At 51.3% G+C, this 19,513-nt stretch carries 15 protein-coding genes; 9 read left to right on the forward strand and 6 right to left on the reverse strand.

Features of this window, described 5'->3' with window-relative positions; translation table 11 throughout:
- Positions 1-84: 84 nt before the first annotated feature.
- From ACG2E4_RS00955 to ACG2E4_RS00975, 5 genes are all read left to right on the forward strand, one after another.
- On the forward strand, positions 85-1,767 hold the full coding sequence (locus ACG2E4_RS00955; protein WP_395275439.1) for a GH32 C-terminal domain-containing protein: 1,683 nt from the start codon (positions 85-87) through the stop codon (positions 1,765-1,767).
- A 104-nt stretch (positions 1,768-1,871) separates the two neighbouring features.
- Positions 1,872-3,455, forward strand: coding sequence for a glycoside hydrolase family 32 protein (locus tag ACG2E4_RS00960; RefSeq protein WP_395275440.1), 1,584 nt, complete (start codon positions 1,872-1,874; stop codon positions 3,453-3,455).
- Between the two features lie 27 nt (positions 3,456-3,482).
- A complete protein-coding gene (locus ACG2E4_RS00965) occupies positions 3,483-4,838 on the forward strand; it encodes a sugar porter family MFS transporter (RefSeq protein ID WP_395260640.1) in 1,356 nt (451 codons plus the stop codon).
- Positions 4,839-4,859: 21 nt separating this feature from the next.
- A complete protein-coding gene (locus tag ACG2E4_RS00970) occupies positions 4,860-6,215 on the forward strand; it encodes a sugar porter family MFS transporter (RefSeq protein WP_395275441.1) in 1,356 nt (451 codons plus the stop codon).
- 104 nt (positions 6,216-6,319) lie between these two features.
- A complete protein-coding gene (locus tag ACG2E4_RS00975) occupies positions 6,320-7,219 on the forward strand; it encodes a carbohydrate kinase (protein ID WP_395275442.1) in 900 nt (299 codons plus the stop codon).
- Between the two features lie 60 nt (positions 7,220-7,279).
- Here the strand turns inward: ACG2E4_RS00975 and argS are convergent, their stop codons facing one another.
- The 4 genes from argS to ACG2E4_RS00995 form a co-directional block, all read right to left on the reverse strand.
- The gene (argS, locus tag ACG2E4_RS00980) at positions 7,280-8,917 is read right to left on the reverse strand and encodes an arginine--tRNA ligase (RefSeq protein ID WP_395260634.1); all 1,638 of its coding nucleotides are present in this window, start codon (positions 8,915-8,917) and stop codon (positions 7,280-7,282) included.
- Positions 8,918-9,005: 88 nt separating this feature from the next.
- Positions 9,006-9,386, reverse strand: coding sequence for a four helix bundle protein (locus ACG2E4_RS00985; RefSeq protein WP_395260632.1), 381 nt, complete (start codon positions 9,384-9,386; stop codon positions 9,006-9,008).
- 30 nt (positions 9,387-9,416) lie between these two features.
- Positions 9,417-10,166, reverse strand: coding sequence for a DNA repair protein RadC (gene radC / locus ACG2E4_RS00990; RefSeq protein WP_395275443.1), 750 nt, complete (start codon positions 10,164-10,166; stop codon positions 9,417-9,419).
- 212 nt (positions 10,167-10,378) lie between these two features.
- Positions 10,379-11,569 carry an AMP nucleosidase gene (locus ACG2E4_RS00995; protein ID WP_395260628.1) on the reverse strand — a complete coding sequence of 397 codons (1,191 nt, stop codon included), beginning with the start codon at positions 11,567-11,569 and terminating at the stop codon, positions 10,379-10,381.
- A 10-nt stretch (positions 11,570-11,579) separates the two neighbouring features.
- Here ACG2E4_RS00995 and ACG2E4_RS01000 point away from each other — a divergent pair, with 10 nt between their 5' ends.
- The 4 genes from ACG2E4_RS01000 (at position 11,580) to ACG2E4_RS01015 (ending at position 16,011) form a co-directional block, all read left to right on the forward strand.
- Positions 11,580-12,143, forward strand: a complete 564-nt coding sequence (locus ACG2E4_RS01000) for an NUDIX hydrolase (RefSeq protein ID WP_395275444.1) — start codon at positions 11,580-11,582, stop codon at positions 12,141-12,143.
- A 158-nt stretch (positions 12,144-12,301) separates the two neighbouring features.
- The gene (locus ACG2E4_RS01005) at positions 12,302-12,775 is read left to right on the forward strand and encodes a peroxiredoxin (RefSeq protein ID WP_395260624.1); all 474 of its coding nucleotides are present in this window, start codon (positions 12,302-12,304) and stop codon (positions 12,773-12,775) included.
- 14 nt (positions 12,776-12,789) lie between these two features.
- Positions 12,790-15,333 carry a type I DNA topoisomerase gene (topA, locus tag ACG2E4_RS01010; protein WP_395275445.1) on the forward strand — a complete coding sequence of 848 codons (2,544 nt, stop codon included), beginning with the start codon at positions 12,790-12,792 and terminating at the stop codon, positions 15,331-15,333.
- Between the two features lie 105 nt (positions 15,334-15,438).
- Positions 15,439-16,011, forward strand: coding sequence for a hypothetical protein (locus ACG2E4_RS01015; protein WP_395275446.1), 573 nt, complete (start codon positions 15,439-15,441; stop codon positions 16,009-16,011).
- Between the two features lie 329 nt (positions 16,012-16,340).
- On the opposite strand, the gene ACG2E4_RS01020 is transcribed toward ACG2E4_RS01015, so the two are convergent.
- Together ACG2E4_RS01020 and ACG2E4_RS01025 are read right to left on the reverse strand one after the other, a co-directional pair.
- The gene (locus ACG2E4_RS01020) at positions 16,341-16,985 is read right to left on the reverse strand and encodes a Pycsar system effector family protein (RefSeq protein WP_395260617.1); all 645 of its coding nucleotides are present in this window, start codon (positions 16,983-16,985) and stop codon (positions 16,341-16,343) included.
- Between the two features lie 146 nt (positions 16,986-17,131).
- Entirely contained in the window at positions 17,132-19,099 is a 1,968-nt protein-coding gene (locus ACG2E4_RS01025) for a tetratricopeptide repeat protein (RefSeq protein ID WP_395275447.1), read from the reverse strand.
- Positions 19,100-19,513: the final 414 nt, after the last annotated feature.

Raw genomic sequence — 19,513 nt, forward strand, 5'->3', positions numbered from 1 at the left:
AATATAGATAAAGGCATTAACCAGTAAAGTAATTACCGTATGGACGTAGCATACTATGTCCCAACAGTTAAAATCATTAAAATTATGAAAACACTAATCACCAGTATTTTTCTCATATTTGCAACCATCTCGTCCATCGCCCAAACGCTCTCCCGGGAGATCAAGGTGGAAAACCAGGACCGATACCTGAACTTCCCAGTTGCGGGGTGGAGCAGCGATTTCGAGGGTGAGCAACAGATGATGCGTATCATCCACGACGGAACCGTGCTCGATGAGTTTTCCATCAGCCTGGCCGCCGGTGATGCCGACTGGTGGGCTTTTTTTCCGGTCGAAAACTTCCGGGGAGAAACGATTACGGTCGAGGTGGATGATCCTTCCGGCAAGAATGGGCTCAACCAGGTTTTTTCGGACGCTGAATTTCCCGGATCAGATCAACTGTACAATGAACGTTACCGGCAGCAGGTACACTTTTCCTCCCGCCGCGGATGGAACAACGACCCGAACGGGCTCATTTGGTACGAAGGCGAATGGCACCTGTTCTACCAGCACAATCCCTATGGATGGGCGTGGGGAAATATGCACTGGGGTCACGCAGTAAGCACCGACCTGGTGCACTGGCGGGAACTCCCCGATGCGCTCTATTCTCCCGATCACGATCACATGGCCTTTTCCGGGGGAGCGATGGTGGATCCCGAAAATACCGCTGGATTCCGAAGAAATGGGGTGGATCCGCTTATCGCCACCTATACGCGAACGGGCTCCGGCGAACACCTGGCACTGAGCTACGACAACGGCCGAACCTTTGAGGAATACGAAGGCAACCCGGTAGTAGAACACCGGGGTCGGGATCCAAAAGTTTTTTGGTATGAGCCCGGCAATCACTGGGTGATGATTGTGTATAGCGAATCGCATACCCGGGAACTGGCATCGGGAGAGGAGGTCAGGCTGTACCAGCACTCCATCTACACTTCTTCCAATTTAAAAGAGTGGACCTACCAGTCTGGGGTTACCAATTTTTTTGAGTGCCCGGAGCTGTTTGAACTGCCCGTGCGGGGAGAACCCGGCGCCAGCAAGTGGGTGATGTACGATGCCGACGGCAAGTACGTGGTCGGAACGTTTGATGGCAAAAAATTCAATGTAGAACAAGGGCTGCGGCAATTTGACTACGGCGGGGATTTCTACGCATCTCAAACCTTTGCCAACGTACCCGAAGAGGATGGACGAAGAATCCAGATCGGCTGGTTCCAGACCGAAACTCCCTATATGCCCTTCAACCAGAGCATGACGTTTCCAACTGAACTGAACCTCAGAAAAACAGACGACGGGTACCTGCTGTATCCCAGGCCGATCCGGGAAATTAAAAAACTTCACACCCGCAGCTACCGGCTGGAAAACAGGGTGATCAGTGATACCACAATTTCATCCCCCATACGGGGAGATCAACTGCATGTTATTGCGGAGTTTGACAAGGGGGAATCAACCCAGTTCGGCCTGAATGTGAATGGCTATGAGCTGACCTACAACCTGCTGCGGAGCACCCTGAACGATACCTTTTACCCGATCGAGGAAACCCTGAAGCTGGAGCTGATTGTAGACCGGATGGGCATCGAGGTATTTGTCAATGATGGTGAATTGTATTATGTAGAGGAATATAATTCTGTGGACGCCGAGCACCTCGTGGAGATATTTTCCCGGGGCAGAAGCTCCTCCACACTCCAGATCAAGTCGTTCGAGGTACATGAACTTTCCTCCATATGGAATAAGTGAATTTTTTCCACATATTCTGCCAAAAGCATTCTTTTTTTCAGAAAGAGAGAAAAAATCGCAATCGGGATAACTTCAACCTTTATTATCACACAAAAACCAACGCTATGGATATTCTAACAAAATTTAGAACCCTCATATTTCTTGTACTGCCGGGAATTCTGCTCATCTCCTGTCAAAATGGGGACCCGCAACAGGAGGTGACTGAATTGGAAACACAAACGGCAAGCTATGACGAGCCCTATCGCCCCCAGTTCCACTTCACACCGGCTGAGAACTGGATGAACGATCCGAACGGACTGGTGTATCATGACGGGGAATACCACCTATTCTACCAGCACAATCCGTTTGGAGATACCTGGGGACATATGAGCTGGGGACACGCCGTGAGTCCCGACCTGGTGCACTGGGAACATCTTCCCGTCGCCCTGCCAGAGGAAAATAACATCATGATCTTCTCGGGGAGCGCGGTAGTGGACCACAACAATACGTCTGGTTTTGGGTCAGACGAAAATCCGCCGATGGTAGCGATCTATACCGGTCACCATACCGATCAAGACCGGCAGGACCAGCGCATCGCCTACAGTACCGACAACGGGCGCAGCTGGACCAAATTTGAGGGCAACCCCGTCATCGACGAGGAGATGGAAAACTTCCGGGATCCCAAAGTAATATGGCACGAGGATACGGATCAATGGATTATGGTCGTGGCCCTGCCTACTGAGTACAAAGTTCGGTTTTATAGCTCCGATAACCTGAAAGACTGGAGCCTGCTCAGCGAATTTGGCCCCTCCGGCGCTACCGACGGTATCTGGGAATGCCCGGATCTTTTTGAGCTCCCGGTAGACGGAGATAGCGACCGCACGAAATGGGTGCTGCAGGTAGACCTGAATCCCGGTGGACCTTTCGGCGGTTCGGGAGCACAGTATTTCGTGGGCCATTTTGACGGCGAAACATTTGTCCAGGACCCGGAGACCGAGGGACAAACCCGCTGGGTGGATTACGGCAAGGATTTTTACGCGGTGCAGTCCTATGCCAATATTCCCCGGGACGACGGCCGCAGAATATGGCTGGCATGGATGAACAACTGGCAGTATGCCCAGGAGATTCCCACCAGCCCCTGGCGAAGCGCCATGACCATTCCGCGATCGCTGAGCCTGCAAACATTTGATGATGGCATCCACCTGATGCAGCAGCCGGTGGATGAGCTGACCCAACTGAGAGGCGAGCATCACCATTTTGAACAGCAGCAAATTGACGGCGATTTGAACCTGCTCAGCGAGGCGGGCATCAGGGGCAACCTGCTGGAAATCAAAGCCCGTTTCAATGTCGGTGAGGCCTCTGTAGTGGGATTCAGAGCGGCACAAGGCAACGGGGAAGAAACGCTGGCCGCTTATAATAACGATACGGGTCAACTGTTTGTAGACCGTACCAATTCCGGCAATACGGCATTTAACGAGGAGTTTCCCGGCGTTCACGAGGCTCCCCTAAAAACAGTTGAAGGTGAAGTTACGCTGCATATATTTATAGACCGTTCTTCAATCGAGCTGTTTGGCAACGGGGGGCGTGCTGTCATCACAGACCGCATCTTTCCATCGGAAGGGAGCGACGGGATATCGCTTTACACGGAAGGAGGCACAGCACAGCTCATCAGCATGGATGTATGGCAGCTTGAATCGGCCTGGAACTAACCACTTAATCAACAAGGATTACAGGGAATGATAAAAACAAAATCGATTCTTCTATCGGCTATTGTCGCCTCGCTGGCGGGTTTTCTTTTCGGATTTGATACAATCGTCATCTCCGGGGCGGAACAGCCCATTCAAAAATTGTGGAATACCAGCGACCTGTTTCACGGCACCTTTATCACCTCCATGGCCCTGTGGGGGACCGTCATCGGGGCCCTGTTTGGTGGCATTCCCTGCGATCGCATCGGGCGGCGCAGAACGCTGTTCTGGATCGGCATCTTTTACCTGCTCTCGGCACTGGGGTCGGCTTTTGCCCCCGGGCCCTATATTTTTTCCTTCTCCCGCTTTATCGGCGGACTCGGCGTCGGGGCCTCTTCGGTGGCCGCCCCGATCTATATCTCCGAGATCACCCCGGCCGGCGACCGCGGCCGGCTGGTGGCCTCCTACCAGTTCAATATCGTATTCGGTATCCTGGTCGCCTACCTATCCAATTACCTGATCGGGGAATATTTCGGCGTCAACGCCTGGCGCTGGATGCTCGGAGTCGAGGCGATCCCTGCCGCCATCTACGCCCTGTTTGTGCTCGGCGTGCCCGAAAGTCCACGCTGGCTGGCACTCCGAAAAGATGACCAGGCCGGCGCTCGAAAAATTTTGGAGCATCTCAATCCCACCGAAAATATCGACCTGCTGCTCGAAGAGATCACCAGCTCGGTAAAAAAAGCCTCCAGGTCGGTATTCTTTTCCAAAAAGTACAGCTTTCCCATCATGCTGGCGTTTCTGATCGCCTTTTTCAACCAGCTTTCCGGCATCAACTTCGTGCTGTATTACGCGCCCCGCATTTTTGAGCAGGCGGGACTGGCCGCATCGGAAGTGCTCGGGGCCTCGGTGCCGATAGGAATTGTCAACCTGCTGTTTACCCTGACGGGCATGGCTCTGATAGACCGGATGGGGCGTACAAAACTGATGTATATCGGCTCATTCGGATATATACTCTCACTGGCCGGGGTCTCCTGGGCGTTCTTCACTGGGGCGGAGGGCAGTCTCGTTGTCCTGTTTGTCAGCGCCTTTATCGCCTCGCATGCCATCGGGCAGGGAGCTGTAATCTGGGTGTTTATTTCTGAAATATTCCCAAATTCGGTTCGCGACTATGGGATGTCGCTGGGGGCCGGCACCCACTGGGTTTTTGCAGCCCTCATCACCCTGTTGACGCCCACGGTACTCAGTACATTTTCGGGCGGCACCATATTTGCCTTTTTTGCCTTTATGATGGTTCTGCAACTGCTGTTCGTCTGGAAACTGATGCCCGAAACCAAGAACAAGAGCCTCGAAGAGCTGGAAAAAGAGCTGCTGCCAGAGGATGCCGAGTTTGATGAAGAGCTGGGGTAATTAACAGAAAAGACAAACAAGATGATAAAAACAAAATCAGTTTTACTGTCTGTTATTGTCGCCTCGCTGGCGGGATTTCTCTTCGGGTTTGACACCATTGTCATCTCCGGGGCCGACCGCCCCATTCAACTGTTGTGGGACACCAGCGACCTGTTCCACGGCACTTTTATCATGTCGATGGCCCTTTGGGGAACGGTTATCGGGGCCCTGTTCGGCGGTATTCCCTCTGATAAATTTGGGCGACGGAAAACCCTTTTTGGTATCGGTATCCTGTACCTGCTGTCTGCGCTGGGCTCCGCGCTGGCGCCCGATCCATACATATTTTCCTTCTCCAGGTTTATCGGCGGACTCGGCGTGGGTGCCTCTGCCGTGGCTGCCCCGATCTATATCTCCGAGATCACCCCGGCCGGCGATCGCGGGCGCCTGGTGGCCACCTACCAGTTTAATATCGTATTCGGTATCCTGGTCGCCTACCTCTCCAATTACATGATCGGGGAATATTTCGGCGTCAACGCCTGGCGATGGATGCTCGGGGTGGAGGCAATACCCGCCGCGATTTACGCCCTGTTCGTGCTCGGCGTGCCCGAAAGTCCACGCTGGCTGGCGCTGCGAAAAAATGATGAAAAAACAGCCCGCGAAATATTGACACAGCTTAACCCTACAGAAAACATTGAGCGCCTGCTACAGGAGATAACAAAATCGGTTTCCACCGTTTCCCGCTCCGAGTTCTTCACAAAAAAATACAGCTTCCTGATACTCCTGGCCTTCCTGGTTGCTTTCTTCAATCAATTTTCCGGCATCAACTTCGTGTTGTATTACGCGCCCCGCATTTTTGAACAGGCTGGACTGGCGGAATCGGAAGTACTCGGGGCGTCGGTTCCCATAGGGATTGCGATGGTCGTCTTCACGATGGTGGGGATGTACCTGATCGACAAACTGGGTCGAAAAAAATTGCTGTATTACGGGTCCATCGGATACATCCTGTCCCTGTCAGGCGTTTCCTGGGCCTTTTTTTCTGGTGCAGACGGCAGCCTGCTGGTACTGTTCATCGTGGCTTTTATTGCCGCTCACGGCATCGGGCAGGGGACCGTTATCTGGGTCTATATTTCTGAAATATTTCCAAATTCCGTTCGCGACTACGGGATGTCGCTGGGAGCCGGCACCCACTGGGTGTGCGCTGCTGTCATCACCCTGATTACCCCCACGGTATTGAATACCTTTTCGGGCGGCACCATATTCGCCTTTTTTGCCTTTATGATGGTTCTTCAACTGCTTTTTGTGATCTACATCATGCCGGAAACCAAAAATCGCTCGCTGGAGGAACTGGAACGAGAACTGCTCCCGGAAGAGGTGGAACTGCAGGGGGAATGGAAATAGGTTTTCCAGAGAATGCAACAATAATTCTCAGAGCATGTACGGTCGATTAGTTCAGACTAATACTGATCTGCTGGAATTCAAATGCTTCAATTTTAAAAGAAGTGATGAGTACGAAAACAGGAATACTTTGTATCGGTGAAATTTTATGGGATGCTCTCCCTTCGGCACTGTACCTGGGAGGCGCCCCGCTGAATGTATGTTACCATCTAAATCGCTTTGGGATAAACGCCTCCATTGCCAGCCGCGTGGGCCGGGATCGCCTCGGCAGCGAAGCGATCAACCGGATCAGGCGAAAAGGAATTCCGGTCGACCAGATCCAGGAAGACAATGACTACGAAACCGGGTTTGTATGTGTGAAGTTGAGCACAAGTGGAGATCCAACCTACAATATTATTGAACCGGTCGCGTGGGACTATATCCGGCTTACCCAGTCCCTCAAAAATAAGGCGCAACAGTGCTGGGGATTGGTTTTCGGGTCACTTGCACAGCGCAATGATGTAAGCCGGCACACTATTCAACAACTCTGGGAGTTTGATGTCAAGAAAATCCTGGATATGAATCTCCGAACGCCCTTTGTCGACAAATCCATTATTTATGATTCCCTTTCGGTCTCGGATATCGTCAAGATGAATGAGGACGAGCTCAACCAGCTTTCAGACTGGTACGGGTTTTCCGCTGACACGCCAAAAGCGGTGGAGCAGGTGGCCCGCAAGTTTGACTGCCGGCTGGTATGCGTTACCCGGGGAGCCGACGGGGCCATGCTATACCGGGAAGGGGAATGGTACGAGCACAAGGGATTCCCGGTTAAAGCCAAAGATGCAGTGGGAGCCGGAGATGCATTCCTCGCCGCCCTGCTTCACGGGATCAAAAACAACAAAAAAAGCAGCGAACTGCTCCCCTTTGCCAACGCCACAGGCGCCCTGGTAGCCCAAAAAGATGGAGCGACCCCGGCGTATTCTATACAGGATATTCTCGTTGAGCTGGAAGAAACCGGCAGGGAATAAGAGGACGTTACAGGGCTGTACGCCCATTTTGAGGTTTCACATATGCCCTGTATAACAATATCACATCTGGTCGGGCGCCGATATCCCCAGGATCCCCAATCCATTGGCCAGCACCTGCGCGGTGGCCCTGGCAAGTTCGGATCGTGCCAACACCAGTTCCTCGGCCTCTCCCAGGATACGGCAATCGTGATAAAAGCGGGTGAAATCCGACGCCAAGTCATTCAGGTAGTTGATCAGCCGGTGTGGTTCACGCGCTTCGGCCGCGCTCCGAATCACCTGCGGGAAACGGATCATCGTCTTGATGAGCTGAATCTCGGAGTCATGCGTCAGCACCTCCAGGTTGGAGTCCATTTCAAAGTCGTACTCCTCATCCACTTTGCGCAGGATGCTTTTGATCCTCGCATGCGCATATTGCAGGTAGAAGACCGGGTTCTTCTCTCCCGCCTCCTTTGCCTCGGCGATGTCAAACTCAAGGTGCGTATTGGGATCGCGCATCAGGAAGAAAAAGCGGGTCACATCCGATCCGACCTCGTCCATCAGTTCGTCAAGCGTCACGAAGTTGGCCTTGCGCGTACTCATTTTGAACGGTTTGCCCTCTTTAACAAGCGTGACAAACTGGTACACCACCACATCCACTTTCGAGGAATCGTATCCGAGTGCTTCGATGCCGGACATCACATCCGGGTAGGTGGCGATGTGATCGGCCCCGAAGATATCGATACACTGGTCATATCCCCGCTCCAGCTTGTTGGCGTGATAGGCGATGTCGGGCAGGCGGTAGGTTGGCTCTCCCGTGCTTTTAACGAGTACAGTGTCTTTGTCTTTCCCGAACTTGGTGGTTCTGAACCAGGTGGCCCCGTCTTTGTCGTATGCAAGTTCCTTTTTTCGGAACGCCTCCACGGTCTGGTCTATTGAGCCATCCTCATAGAGCGTGTGCTCATTGAAAAAGGAGTCCATGTGAATATTCATACGGTCCAGGGTCTGCTGGATATCTTCAAAGATGAGCTCCTCGGCCTTTTCCTTGAAGGGAGTGACATCTTCAGCGTCGACCAGCGCCTCGCCGTGTTCATCAATCAGGGCCTGCGCAATCTTTTTGATATACTCTCCCTGGTACCCGTCTTCGGGAAATTCCACATCCCGGCCAAGTTCCTGCAGGTAGCGTGCCCGCACGCTTTCCCCGAGCACGCGCATCTGGCGGCCGGCGTCATTAAAATAATATTCGCGGTCGACCTCCGCGCCGGTCCATTCCAGCAGCCGGGCAATAGTGTCGCCGAGCACTGCATTCCGGCCGTGTCCCACAGTCAGCGGACCCGTGGGATTGGCACTCACAAATTCGACCAAAATTTTTTGTCCTTTACCGACATCGGTTTTCCCAAAATCGGTAGTGGTCGAGAGTATATCGTCCAGCTCGTCATACAGGTAGGCGTCGGCATAGCGAAAATTGATAAAGCCGGGTCCGGCGATCTCGACCTCCTTTATTCGCCTGGAATCGTAATCAAGGTTTGCGACGATTTGCTCAGCAATCTTTCGCGGATTATTGCGCAGGGGCCGGGCCAGCATCATGGCGATATTGGTGGCGGCATCACCGTGTTCGGGCTGGTTCGGTTTTTCAATCTCAATTTCATCCGGAAGATCTTCGTCGGAGAGGTCAAACTGTTTCAGTGACTCGCTGATTACAGAGCGCAGGTATTCTTTCATTCAACAAACTTTTTTAGGGCTTAGCGTGAAACGCCAAATATAAGACTTTTGAATATCGAATATCGAACAAGGAATTATAAATCCTGAATTAGGTACTCTTTCTTAGATTTGATCTTGCTGTCGCTATACTAGTTACAAAAATGGATATTAACTCATTATTCTCTTTAAGAGTTGTGTTTATCAGTTTAGACTTGTCTATTAACGGCTTTCTTTGAATAATTTTTAAGCATACTTGTGTTTCCCTTAATTCTTTCAAGCTAATTTTCATTTTATGGATAAAATCCCTTCTCGATTCTGCACTCTGGGCCTCTGCATATTGCAAAGCAGGTGCTGTACCTGATCTTATTAATTGATTAGCAAAATGTCTACCAACTGAAGTCTTGGGTAATATTTCTACAATCGTTATAACGGATAATGAAAATTCTATCAACCGCTCCTCAAGATCGAATTTGCCCTTATACTTCTTCATTCCAAATTCCCTGTTCAATATTCTTCAGTTCTATCCAATCAAGCCTTTGGCGCGGAAGCTGGTGTAGCTGTCGCCCGCGATGATGATATGGTCATTGACCGGTATGCCGAGCAGCTTTCCCGACTCAACAATACGTTCCGTAAGCCGGTTATCCGCCTTTGACTCGCTTTTATTGCCACTGGGATGATTGTGGACAAGTAAAATGCTTTGAGCCTCGTTGAGAATAGCCTGGCGCATGACCTCGGCGGGATCGACAATCGTGGCGGTGGAACCGCCCGAGCTGATCTTGTGATAGCCGGAAAGGTATTTTGCATTATTCAGGAAGGCCACGATAAAGGTTTCCTTCGTCAAATCGCGCAGCTTGGGAGCAAAATAGGCAACCGCCTGCTGCGGAGACGTAATCTGCAGCTGTTCGCCCAGTGAAGCCACCTGGATACGGCGTGACAGCTCAAACACCGCTTCCAGCGTCAGGGCTTTGACCTTGGCGATGCCCGGAATCACTTTCATATCCTGCCAGCTTTTGCGGGCCAGGTGGCGCAGCCCGTCAAAATGATCGAGCAGCGCCTGCGACATCTGGATGACATTCATCTCCCGGCTGCCGGTACGCAACAAAATAGCCAGCAACTCTGCATCGGAAAGACTTTCCCCGCCATATTTCATCAGCTTTTCGCGCGGCTGCTCATCAGGGCGCATCTCCTTGACGGTTCGATTGCGAAACCGCTCAGCTTCAAACGTTTCCTTTTCTCTCCCGGATTCGGTAGCATTCCCAGAATTTGACATATGTACCCCTCTCTTTTGACTGTTATCAGATCAATTTTCTATCTATATAGAGCGGTTTTGGGAGCAATCCTTACAGAAAAAGGCAGACCGCAAACGGCAGATGTGAGACGTGAGACGTTGATGAAATTTAAATCAATATATCTGTCTCCCATCTCACATCTGCCGTCTGCCGTTTACCGTTTCACGTCTGCCGTCTCACGTCTGACCTCGCGCTAATCATCATCCGGTCCGCCCATGAGAGGCTCATTCGGGGCGCGTATGCTGGCGTTGGGAAGTCCCTCCGGGTAGTTCTGCTTGCACATCTCCAGCGCCTCGATCACCATCTCCAGATGCATTTGCTTGGATTCCTCGTAAAAATGCTGGGCTTCATCGCTGAGTTTCGGCTTGCCGTGCAGCGGGCGGTCGCTCACGCAGAGCAGCGTGGCATTGGGTATGCGGTAGCGGTAGCCGTTCGTCGCCACGGTAGCCGACTCCATGTCGATGGCGATGCTCCGGCTCATGTGAATCTCCTCGACCGTACGCCGCTTGATAAACTCCCAGTTGCGGTTGGCGGTGGTATATACCGTTCCCATCCGGTGGTTGCGGTCGTAAGTATCGAGCACCTCCTTAAGGTACACATTCAACAGGTAGTTGGGCGTAATCGGGATATTCAGCGGCAGGATATCATCCAGCACGCCGTCGGCCCGGAGAAATCCCGTAGCAAGTACAAAATCCCCGATACTCTGGTGGTTCCGCAACCCGCCGCAGTGCCCCACCATCACCATGGCGTCCGGTCGCAGTACGGCTACGTGATCGGTAATGGTCTTGGCATTCGAGGGCCCCACCCCGATGTTGATAAGCGTCACCCCCTTGTTGTCGGGCAAAACATGGTGATAGGCCGGCATCTGCACTCCATCACGATCCGGTTTAATGCAGTCCGGGTATTTTTGATTGAAGACCTCCACATGCATATCGTAGTTCGTAAAAAGAATATAACGCTGAAAGTGCTCCGGGCTGGTTCCTGTGTAATGATGCAGACGATTCAGGGAAATGTCGATCCGCTCGGGACTAAACAGGAACAGCTTTTTCTGTGTGATATCCCACTCGTCCTCATCGGTATTATCGAGCAGCAGGGGATCGTCCATCGGCACAATATTGCGGGAGGGACTTATCTTGATATAGGCCCCCTTTTCGGCAAGCTTGGTGAGTTCCCGCAGCAGGTACCAGCGATACGCCCGGGGCCGGGCCATCTCCCCGTCGATCACCGGGTTGTGCCGGGACCACGACCGGCGGATCAATACTTTGGGATATTCTCCATGATCATAGATATCTTCCATCAGGTTGCAGGCCTGCACCATTTTATCATGAATGGTCTCCTGTTTTCCCAGATCCTCTTTATGAAATTCAAACTTCTTATCAGTCATTACCTCACCCATGAGTAAAAAACCGTTCTCTTTTAGTGTCGAACCGTGGTCTATTGAACAAGAAAATAAGGAATATGACACACCAATATTCAGTCTTTTGAAACGGCGGCTTTGCCTTCGGTCCGAACAACATCAAGGGACATTCTATGTGATTGATGCCCCCCACTGGGTCAACGTCATCGCGTTGACGGAAGAGCGGGCGGTTGTGCTCGTCGAACAGTTTCGTTTTGGGATAGACAAGCCCTCACTGGAAATACCCGGCGGCGTGTGCGATGAAGGGGAAACACCCCTCGAGACGGCCCGACGAGAACTGCAGGAAGAAACCGGCTACACTTCTGCTTCATGGACCTCGCTCGGCAAGGTGAGTGCCAATCCCGCCATCATGAACAACTACAATCACTTTTTCCTGGCGGAAAATTGCAAACGAGATGGTTCCATGAACCTGGATCAACACGAACGGATCAAGGTGCACACCCTTCCCTATGCACAATTTCTGGAACGTGTGCGTGACGGCACCATCGATCACTCCATCGTGGTGGCCGCGGTGGCTAAACTGGTGTTGAGGGAGACGTGAGACGTTTCCAACAAAAAGTAATTGCAGTATCAACAAGAGGGCGTTATTATATACGGTCTTTAAAATGTTGGCTGGTACGGAAACGATAGAAGGCCAAATACAATTTATTATCCTTCCAAGAAGAACCAGGGAACAATCAAACCAAAAAGAAGGAACAAATGATATCGACCGGAGATCAAATTGATACCGACTTTTCGCTCACTGTCGTCCAGAATGGGGAACAAAAAGAGGTTGCGTTCGGCGATCTTCTTGACCGGCCAACGATTGTATCGGTTTATATGAGGAATAACACCTCCGGTTGCGACAGGCAGAACAAGAGCCTCGCAGAACATTCCGAATGGTTTGATGAAGAGGGCTTTAACCTGGTGGCGATCAGTAAAGACGGATGCCGGTCGCACAAAAATTATGCGGAGAAGCTGGATATCAATTACACGCTGGCCTCCGATCCCGATTACAAATTTGCGGAAGCCACCGATTCGATCGTAGAAAAAAACATGTTTGGCAATACATATGAGGCTCCTTCCCGTTCCGCTTATGTGATCGATACCGACGGAACCGTTTTGGGAATTATTGAAAAAGTTAATACGAAAGCTCATGCCGAGGAGTTAAAAGAGCTGATCGAGAACCTGTAGTACCTGATTACATTATGAAATCGTTAGTAATAGTAGAGTCACCCACAAAAATCAAAACCCTCAAACAATACCTGCCCAAGGATTACGTCATCGATTCCTCGATGGGGCATATCCGCGATCTTCCGGCCTCCGCCAAGGAGATACCCGCGAAATTCAAGAAAGAGGAATGGGCCAACCTGGGGGTTAATACGGATGAAGATTTTGAACCGCTTTATGTTATTCCCCGGGGCAAAAAGAAGGTCGTCAAAAAACTAAAAAAGCTGCTCAAGGATGCCGACGAGCTGGTCCTGGCTACCGATGAAGACCGTGAGGGAGAAGCGATCTCCTGGCACCTGGTGGAACTGCTGAATCCCGATGTGCCGGTCAAACGGATGGTATTCCGCGAGATTACCAAGGAGGCGATCCAGGATGCCCTCAAGAATTTCCGAGATATCGACATGAACCTGGTTAACGCCCAGGAGACCCGCCGCATCATCGACCGGCTGGCGGGCTATACGATCTCTCCCCTGCTGTGGAAAAAGATCGCGCCGGGCCTTTCTGCCGGGCGCGTGCAGTCGGTGGCCGTGCGATTTCTGGTGGAACGGGAACGCGAGCGTATGAAATTCCGCTCGGCACGTTACTGGGACTTGAAAGCCCAGCTCAGCAAGCTGGAAGACAACGATATTTTTGAGGCCGACCTGACGCACCTGGACGGCAAGCGGCTCGCATCCGGCAAAGATTTTGATGAAAATACCGGGAAGCTGAAAAAGCCGAAGTCGGTTGTCCTGCTTGATGACAAAAAAGCTTCCCAGCTGCGGGATGACCTGGCGGAAGCGGAGTGGAAGGTGTCGGAGGTCAAGAAAAACCGGCAGAAACGCAATCCGTCACCGGCGTTTATAACCTCTACCCTTCAGCAGGAGGCCAACCGGAAGTTTGGCTATTCCGCAAAACGCACCATGCAGATTGCCCAGAAACTGTACGAAAACGGGCTTATCACCTACATGCGTACCGACTCGGCGCGCCTTTCGGGACAGGCGATCAACGCCGCCCGTAATGCGGTTGAGGAGGAATACGGGGAGGAATACCTGTTTAAGCGCGCGCGAAACTACGGCGGAGGCTCAAAAGGGGCCCAGGAAGCCCACGAGGCGATTCGACCGGCGGGCAGCTATTTCAAGAAACCGGAAAAAGCCGGCCTCAGCGGTCCCGATTTCAAACTGTACGACCTGATCTGGAAGCGCACAATTGCCACCCAGATGGCGGAGGCCGAACTTGAATTCACCAACGTAGTCATTAAAGCGACAGCCAACGGCACGAAAGCGGAGTTCAAAACCAGCGGAAAAAAAATTCTGTTCCCGGGCTTTTTCCGGGCCTACGTGGAGGGTAGTGATGATCCTGAAGCGGCGCTTGAAAACCAGGAAAATTATCTGCCCGAGCTGACTGAAGGCGAAAAGATTGAGGAACACGGCATAGAACCGATCTCCCATGAAACCAAACCGCCTGCCCGGTTTACGGAGGCCACGCTGGTCAAGGAGCTCGAAAAACGGGGCATCGGTCGACCGAGTACCTATGCCAATATTATTAGTACGGTGCAAGATCGCGGCTATGTGGAAACCGACGGGAAGACCCTGATCCCCACCTTTACCGCCTTTGCCGTTACCGAACTGCTGGAGCGCAACTTTCCCGAACTGGTGGACAGCGATTTTACTTCCGAAATGGAGAACAAACTTGACAAGATTGCCCAGGGCAAAGGAGATCCCAAGGAATATCTCAGCAACTATTACAAAGGAGACGATGGGCTGAAAGCCAAGGTGGAATCTCGTGAAGACAACATCGATCCCCAGGAAGCGCGCCAGCTGCACCTGCCGCTGAAGGACCTCGATAACATTGATGTGCTCGTAGGCCGGTACGGACCGTATATCAAATCGAAACGAAATGGCGACGAGGTGACAACGTCGATCCCGAACCAGTGGTACCCGAGTGATATAACGGTAGAAAAGCTGGAGGAGCTGGTCAAAGCGGAAGAAGAAGGCCCCAAATCGATCGGCAAACACCCCGAAACCGGCGAATCTGTCTATGTTCGCAACGGCCGCTACGGTCCCTACGTACAGGTCGGGGAAGTAACCGACGACAATAAAAAGCCTCCCCGCGCTTCTCTCCTGAAAGGGATGAAGCCGGAAGAAGTGGACCTGGACCTGGCGTTGCAGCTGCTGGACCTCCCGCGTCTGCTGGGCAAGCATCCGGATACCGGCAAGGAGGTGCGCGCCGGGGTTGGACGCTACGGGCCGTTTGTCGTACATGACGGGACGTTCGCTTCGCTGCGAAAGAATGACAATGTACTGGATGTGACTCTTGACCGCGCGCTGGAGCTGCTGGCCAAGAAGAAAAAACCGAAACGCAGCTCTGAGATCAAAGAGCTTGGCGAACATCCCACCAACGGGAAAAAGATCCGGGTGATGAACGGGCGGTATGGTCCTTATATTAAGTATGGAAAAAAAAATATCAGCCTCCCGGATAATGTGGAGCCGGAAAAAGTATCGATGAAGCAGGCTGTCAAGCTAATTGAAGAGAAAGGAAAGTAGACGTGGCCCGAAGAATACAGGCTAATATTTCCACTCGGCGACGGTTTATCGCCGAAGTCACGGCCTCAAAAACCAACCGGGCATTCTTATTAATTTGAAAGGGCTATGGAAAAGAAATCCGACTTTCATTTTAGTTATCCTCCCAACCTGCATGAGTTGGATCTGGCTACACTCGTTTCAATGTATCGCGAACGGGGAATGCCCAAAAAAGCGAAAGCCGGCGATTATTTTGCATGTACCGTTACCCACCGTATGGTGAAGGATGCCAAGTGGTGGTTCGGCCTCTACTACAGCCAGAAAGCCTGGGACGAACTGCTGACCAAAGGTTCCGAGGGCTATCCGCTGACTGAAACGGAGCTGAATATCCTGGGTTTGGTTCTTGACGCGGGGGACGAAACCGTGAGCCGGGACTACGTTGAACAAAATTCCGGTACGATCTCCAAGCTTACCTTCATGATTATCAATGATCTCAAGGAATTCGGGTTCCTGACAATCGAAGAAAATGAACGCCTGTTGATTACCCCCCGCGGGGAAAAAGCACTCCAGGGGATCGCGCGGCGGATTTATGACAAAAAATTCCACCCCGACATGCTGCTGATCAACCGGGAACGAGGCCCCGCCCCCAAAATGGAGCGCGCACAAAAGAAAGATGATGACGAACAAGCCAGTCTTTTCTAACAGGTTTCAGACGTTAAATGTGAGACGTCAGACGTGAGATGTTGTTCCGTGATTAGGTTCTTTTTGGAAACAGTTTCTTTAGAGCGAACGACAGGTGAAGAACAACGCTGCTTTTTACGCAATACGTAATATGTAGTGACCTTTGCAGAACCCACTATTTTGTTGGGAGGTGGTTGTACCACCGACCTTATTGACCTTTAAGCGGGAGCACAGCTTCCTCAGAACGAGAAATTGAGGGGGGTTGAAAAGACTTAATGTATTAATTTACAAAATAGTATCAGCCTTCAATTCTGTTGGCACCTGTTTTAAAAGGATTAAGTGGCAAACCCTCAGGCAACGGTCAAAAAAACGGTGATGAACAGAACCACGGCCAGCACAATACCCGCCATAAAGATTGTGTAGGAGACCTTCAGAAGGTCGTATTTTTTGAATAGCACTTGTCCCAGCCCGTAAAGATCGCGCGCCATCGAGTCATACAGGCGTTGTTCATCCTGCATTAACTCCTCGATGCCCTCTACAAATTCACTGCGCTCCATATTGTTATAGTTGCCAAAGAACAGGATATTTGCACGATTTTCGCGCACATCCTCCAGCGTTACCGGATTCTTATTAACCCTGGGACGAGCGGCCAGGATGGCAAACACCAGTGACGCCAGACAAAAAATAAGCAGGGCCGCGGTAGGCCACAGCAGCCAGGGATTGGCATCAATTTTTGGAGATATGGATGCGATGACGATGGAAATGATAATCCCGTTGATGCTGATCATGATATTTGACTTGTTGTCGGCAATGGCACTCAGTTCCACATGCGTCCGGTAGGCCGTTCGGAACATATCTGACACGCCCCGTTTTCGTGAACCAAACTTTTTCTCCTCCTCGGCCTCCTTTTCCTGCTCTCCATTCTTCGGCTGCTCTTCCGGTTCCGACCCGGTGCGCTCTTCCTGTTCTTTTGTAGGTTCTGTTGATTGTTCCATAATGGTTTTCTAATTAGAAGGATTTTTCGCAAAACCGTTGATTCACCCGATCCCGGTTTTTTGCAGGATACTACTGTTTCCAGTGAATAATTACTGAAGCCGCCTCTTCCCCGATTTACCATACTAACCGGAGTACCGGTAATGAATCAACCTGCTACAAGGGTTTCCTTCTCCATCCCTATTCGCTCCAGCAATTTTTCATATCGCAGATCCGACTTCAGCGGATTCCACAGCGGGATCGACCGGATAAACAATACGCTGCCCAGATGTTCCTCAACTGCTTGGTTCAGGTAGTGAAAGACCTGGTCGATCTCACCTAATCCCAAACAGACCATCGCATAATCCATGGCCAGTGAAATATCCGGTTCTTGCTTTTCCTTTTTTCGCAACAGTTTTATACACTCGTTGGCTTTTTCCCTCTTGCCCATGATTCCATATACATAGCCCCGCTGGGCAATCTGTTTCAATTCTTTCTCCAACGTTCCCGGGTTTGTTTCAAACATCTCCAGGGCTTTTTCAAAGTCACCCATCGCCACATATGTCCATCCCTTTCCCTCCAGGGCCGGACGAAAAGTGGCATCCAGCTCCAGGGTTTTCTTAAACTGTTCCAGGGCTTTTTTCAATTGTCCGTCATTGATGTAGGTACGGCCGAGGTCTGCATTGATTGTCAACGAAAGCGGATCTTTTTGCAGGGCCTCTTTCAGCGCTCGTATTGCCGGCCGGTTTTTGCCCATTATCCGCAAGTACAGGGCATAACCCTGCTTTACAAAAGGGGAAGCGGGATCGATAGCCAGGGCTCGCCTCAAGCTTTTTTTCGCCCCCTTGAAATCCCAGTAATAAAACAGCCGTACAAAGGCGAGTGCTATATGGGAGTCTGCCCGCCGGTTGTCGAGTTGAATAGACTTTTCAGCTGCCTCTTCAGCCCTGGCATATATATTGTGATGGGTGGAGCAGCGCGTGCTGGTTCCCAGAAAGGTATAGCAGTTGGCAATGCCCGCATAGGCTTCGGCATATCCCTCGCAATATTCCAGGGCTTTTTTGTAGTGCTCTATCGCCTTCCTGGCATCTTCCGGCGACCATTTGTGCAGGTAAAAGTTTCCTCTCAAAAAATGATTGTATGCCTGAACACTTTTGGTTCTCGGTTTAACCAGCGACTTGATTCCCAGATCGGCATCGGAGAAATCCTCCTTGAGCTTGGCCGCAATCTTGCGGGAAATTTCGTCCTGTACCCTGAAGATATCCTCCAGATCGCGGTCAAACACTTCCGACCAGATATGAAATCCATCTTCCGTGTCGATAAGCTGAGCGGTAATGCGCACACGATTTCCCACCTTCCGAACACTGCCCTCCAGCAGGTAGCGCACCGATAATTCCTCTCCAATTTGCCGGGCATCCTTGCTCAATCCTTTAAAAGCAAACGCGGAAGTCCGTGATGTCACCTCCAGACCTTCTACCCGGGTCAGGGCGTTGATAATTTCTTCAGTGATACCATCACTGAAATACTCGTTATCCGGATCGGCACTCATATTCAAAAACGGCAGCACGGCCACACTTCGAACCAGACCGCCGGTCTTGTATTGTATATCGGCCCGGGATGGAACTTCCAATCCGCTGTTACTGATGGCATACACCGTCACCTCGCGGCTGATATTTTTCAGCTGGTGCGTTCCCAGGTTTTTTACCTTTATTTTAGGATGGTTTTTGAGTTCATCGTAGAGGCGGTCGCTTACCAGGATGCTCCCGGGAACCGCCAGTGCCTGGATGCGGGCGGCCATATTTACAGCATCTCCATAGGCGCCCTCATCGTCATAGACGATATCTCCCACATGCAGGCCAATGCGCAGGGGTATCTGCTCGTTGGACGAATTGAGTTTCTTTTGGATCTCGATGGCGCACTCCACCGAGCGTATGGCACTGCCAAAGATGCTGAGCGTACCGTCCCCGTAATACTGGATCACCCGCCCCTGGTTCTCCAGGATGCATTCTTCCAGTATCTCACGCTGGCGATCGCGCTTTTTCACAGCTTCCTCTTCGTCCTCCTGCATCATGGCGGTATATCCGACCATGTCCGCAAACATGATAGCAGCCAACAGACGAAAATGTTCAACAGCCATTTATTTACTCCTGCATTAATTGTCAAACCGTAAATACGAATACCCGGTGCCACGCCAAACCCTGAATTTCGGTCTTTCCCAAACAGTACGCAGATAACACCGATCGGTTGATCTGTACAGACCGACCATGTTAAAGACTACTGTTCCTACTACTATTCCGTAGTAACCTGACCTGCAGCAAAGTCTCATCTCCGTTTCATTGAGCCTGAATCTTCCTAGTTCACTAAAGCACTGACGGTGTTTGAAAGCCCTACACCTCATTTGCAGTCAAGGATATTCCCCGTACGAGAAAACAATTCGTCGAACGAGTAATTCAATGGCTTCTGCCATGAAAGCAATATATATTACTTTCGAGTATTCGCATTATTAAATATTACGAAAAAATCCTCTCACAAGCGACGCGCTTCCCCCGTC

It is taken from the genome of Halalkalibaculum sp. DA384, assembly GCF_043951955.1.
Classification (GTDB): Bacteria; Bacteroidota; Rhodothermia; order Balneolales; family Balneolaceae; genus JAMQKA01.